Raw genomic sequence first — 3,070 nt, 5'->3', positions numbered from 1 at the left:
CCCCAGCCGTCGATCTTGACCCACTTGCCGCGCTCGAGATCCTTGTAGTGCTCGAAGAAATGGCCGATGCGTTCCAGCCAGTGACTCGACACCTGGCCGATGTCCTGGATGTGCGAGTAGCCGGCGAACACGCGGTCGTCCGGCACCGCCAGAATCTTCTCGTCGCCGCCGGCCTCGTCGGTCATGCGCAGTACGCCGACCGGCCGGCAGCGGATGACCGAACCCGGGATCAGTGTGAGTGGCAGGATCACCAGCACGTCGGCCGGGTCACCGTCGCCGCACACGGTGTGCGGGATATAGCCGTAGTTGCACGGATAGCGCATCGGCGTCGACAGGATGCGGTCGACGAAGATGGCCCCCGTGGCCTTGTCGACCTCGTACTTGACCGGCTCGGAATCCTTCGGGATTTCGATGATGACGTTGATTTTGCGCGGCAGATCGCTGCCGGCGGGGACCAGATCGAGGCCCATTGCGCGCTCCTTTGCTGACCGGAAGGGTTACGAGGGGGGCGCAAGGATACTGGCAGACGACGACCTGCACACGGCGACCGTCATGGCGCCACAAAAAAGCCCTCCCCGGCCCGTGCCGGGGAGGGCTGCGACTGAGAGCGTGTGAATTTTTCGAGCGCCGAGGCCGGCCAGCGATGGCCGGACGCGAATCGAGTCCTTGAGAGCCCGATTCGCGGGAGCACGTCCGGGCGTGTTCCGGACTCGTCGTTACAGCAACGGCACCAGCAACAGCGCGACGATGTTGATGATCTTGATCAGCGGGTTGATGGCCGGGCCCGCGGTGTCCTTGTAGGGGTCACCCACGGTGTCGCCGGTGACGGCCGCCTTGTGGGTTTCCGAACCCTTGCCGCCGAAGTGGCCTTCCTCGACGTACTTCTTGGCGTTGTCCCAGGCGCCGCCGCCGGTGCACATCGAGATGGCCACGAAAAGACCCGTCACGATGGTGCCGATCAGCAGCCCACCCAGCGCCTTCACGCCCGCGCCCGGGCCCATCAGCACGTTCATGCCGAAGCCGATCACCACCGGCACCAGGATCGGCAGCAGCGAGGGCACGATCATTTCCTTGATGGCGGCACGCGTCAGCATGTCGACCGCCCGGGAGTAGTCGGGCTTGCCGGTGCCCTCCATGATGCCGGGGATTTCCTTGAATTGGCGGCGCACTTCCACCACCACCGAGCCCGCGGCGCGGCCGACCGCCTCCATGGCCATGGCGCCGAACAGATACGGCACCAGGCCGCCGATGAACAGACCAATGATCACCGCCGGGTCCGACAGGCTGAACGCCTGCAGCTTGCCGATGGCGTCGAGGTTGTGCGTGTAGTCGGCGAACAGCACCAGCGCCGCCAGGCCCGCCGAGCCGATGGCGTAGCCCTTGGTCACCGCCTTGGTGGTGTTGCCGACGGCGTCGAGCGCGTCGGTGATGGTGCGCACGCCGCCCGGCAGGCCGGACATCTCGGCGATGCCGCCGCCGTTGTCGGTGATCGGCCCGTAGGCGTCGAGCGCCACGATCATGCCGGTCATGGACAACATGGCGGTGGCCGCGATGGCGATGCCGTACAGCCCGCCGAATTCGAACGCGCCCCAGATGGCGGCGCATACCGCCAGCACCGGCAGCGCGGTTGACTTCATCGACACGGCAAGGCCGGCGATCACGTTGGTGCCGTGGCCGGTCTGCGAGGCCTCGGCGATGTGTCGCACCGGCTTGTACTCGGTGGCGGTGTAGTACTCGGTGATCACGATCATCGCCGCCGTCAGCGCCAGCCCGATCAGCGCGCAGTAGTACAGCGGCATGGCCTTGTCGCCGAGCAGCGCGGTCGCAATCGGGTAGAAGGCCGCCGCAGCGATCACGCCGGAAACGATCACGCCGCGGTACAGCGCGGACATGATCTTGCCGCCCTCGCTCGCCTTCACGAAGAAGGTGCCGATCACCGAGGCGACGATCGACACCGCACCCAGCAGCAACGGGAACACCACTGCGTTCACGCCGAGCGACTGCATGGTCAGGCCCGCCAGCAGCATGGTGGCCACCACCGTCACGGCGTAGGTCTCGAACAGGTCCGCCGCCATGCCGGCGCAGTCGCCGACGTTGTCGCCGACGTTGTCGGCGATCACCGCCGGGTTGCGCGGGTCGTCCTCGGGAATGCCAGCCTCGACCTTGCCCACCAGGTCCGCGCCGACGTCGGCGCCCTTGGTGAAGATGCCGCCGCCCAGACGCGCGAAAATCGAAATCAAGGAGCCACCGAAGGCGAGACCCACCAGCGAGTGCAGCGCGTGGTCGGCGTCTGTCACCTGCAGCATGGCCAGGTAGTAACCGGCCACGCCCAGCAGGCCAAGGCCCACCACCAGCATGCCGGTCACCGCACCGCCGCGGAACGCGACCTGCAGCGCGGGATTAAGACCCAGGCTCGCCGCGTGCGCGGTGCGCACGTTCGCGCGCACCGATACGTTCATGCCGATGAAGCCGGCCAGGCCCGACAAAATGGCGCCGACCGCAAAACCGCCGGCGGTGGCCCAGTCGAGCACCATGCCCAACACCACCAACAGCACCACGCCGACGATACCGATGGTGGTGTACTGACGACTCAGATACGCCTGCGCACCGGCCTGGATGGCGGCGGCGATTTCCTGCATGCGCGCGTTGCCGGCCGGCTGCGCCACGATCCAGCGCACGGCCGCGAGGCCATACACGATGGCCAGCACGCCGGCGCCGATGGCAAACCAAAGGGCTGATTCAATCGTCATCTGCAACGTCCTCCCGTGAACATGCCGGCTGTCCGCCGCGTGGCGGCTGCCCCGGCATCGCCTCATCCGATGCGACCGGTCGGCGGCCGCACCTCCTGTTCGCACTCGCCCACCCGGCGGTCGTGTGCCGTCCGCCGGGTGAATGTTTCGTCGTTGTGGTTACTTAGGGAAATGCTGAAAAATTCCCTCCCTGGAATTTTTCAGCTCGCCGCCGCGCGGTACACGCCCGCGCGGCGCTCCCTGAATCAAGGGCTTGCGCCCTCGATTCAGGCCGGAGCTTCCTGCCCCGGGCGGGATGCGCTGAATAAATCAGCGCATCC

2 protein-coding genes are annotated in these 3,070 nt (G+C 66.8%); both read right to left on the bottom strand.

The window, feature by feature from the left end; genetic code table 11:
* The coding region (gene ppa, locus PHC73_RS13115; RefSeq protein ID WP_300129137.1) for an inorganic diphosphatase at positions 1 to 470 on the bottom strand (470 nt) is incomplete at its 3' end.
* A 246-nt stretch (positions 471 to 716) separates the two neighbouring features.
* Positions 717 to 2,750, bottom strand: a complete 2,034-nt coding sequence (locus PHC73_RS13110; protein ID WP_300129134.1) for a sodium-translocating pyrophosphatase — start codon at positions 2,748 to 2,750, stop codon at positions 717 to 719.
* Between the last annotated feature and the right edge of the window lie 320 nt (positions 2,751 to 3,070).

Origin of the sequence: Immundisolibacter sp., from assembly GCF_028696615.1 — a bacterium.
Taxonomy (GTDB): Bacteria; Pseudomonadota; Gammaproteobacteria; order Immundisolibacterales; family Immundisolibacteraceae; genus Immundisolibacter.
This window is presented reverse-complemented; position numbering and strand designations above follow the sequence as displayed.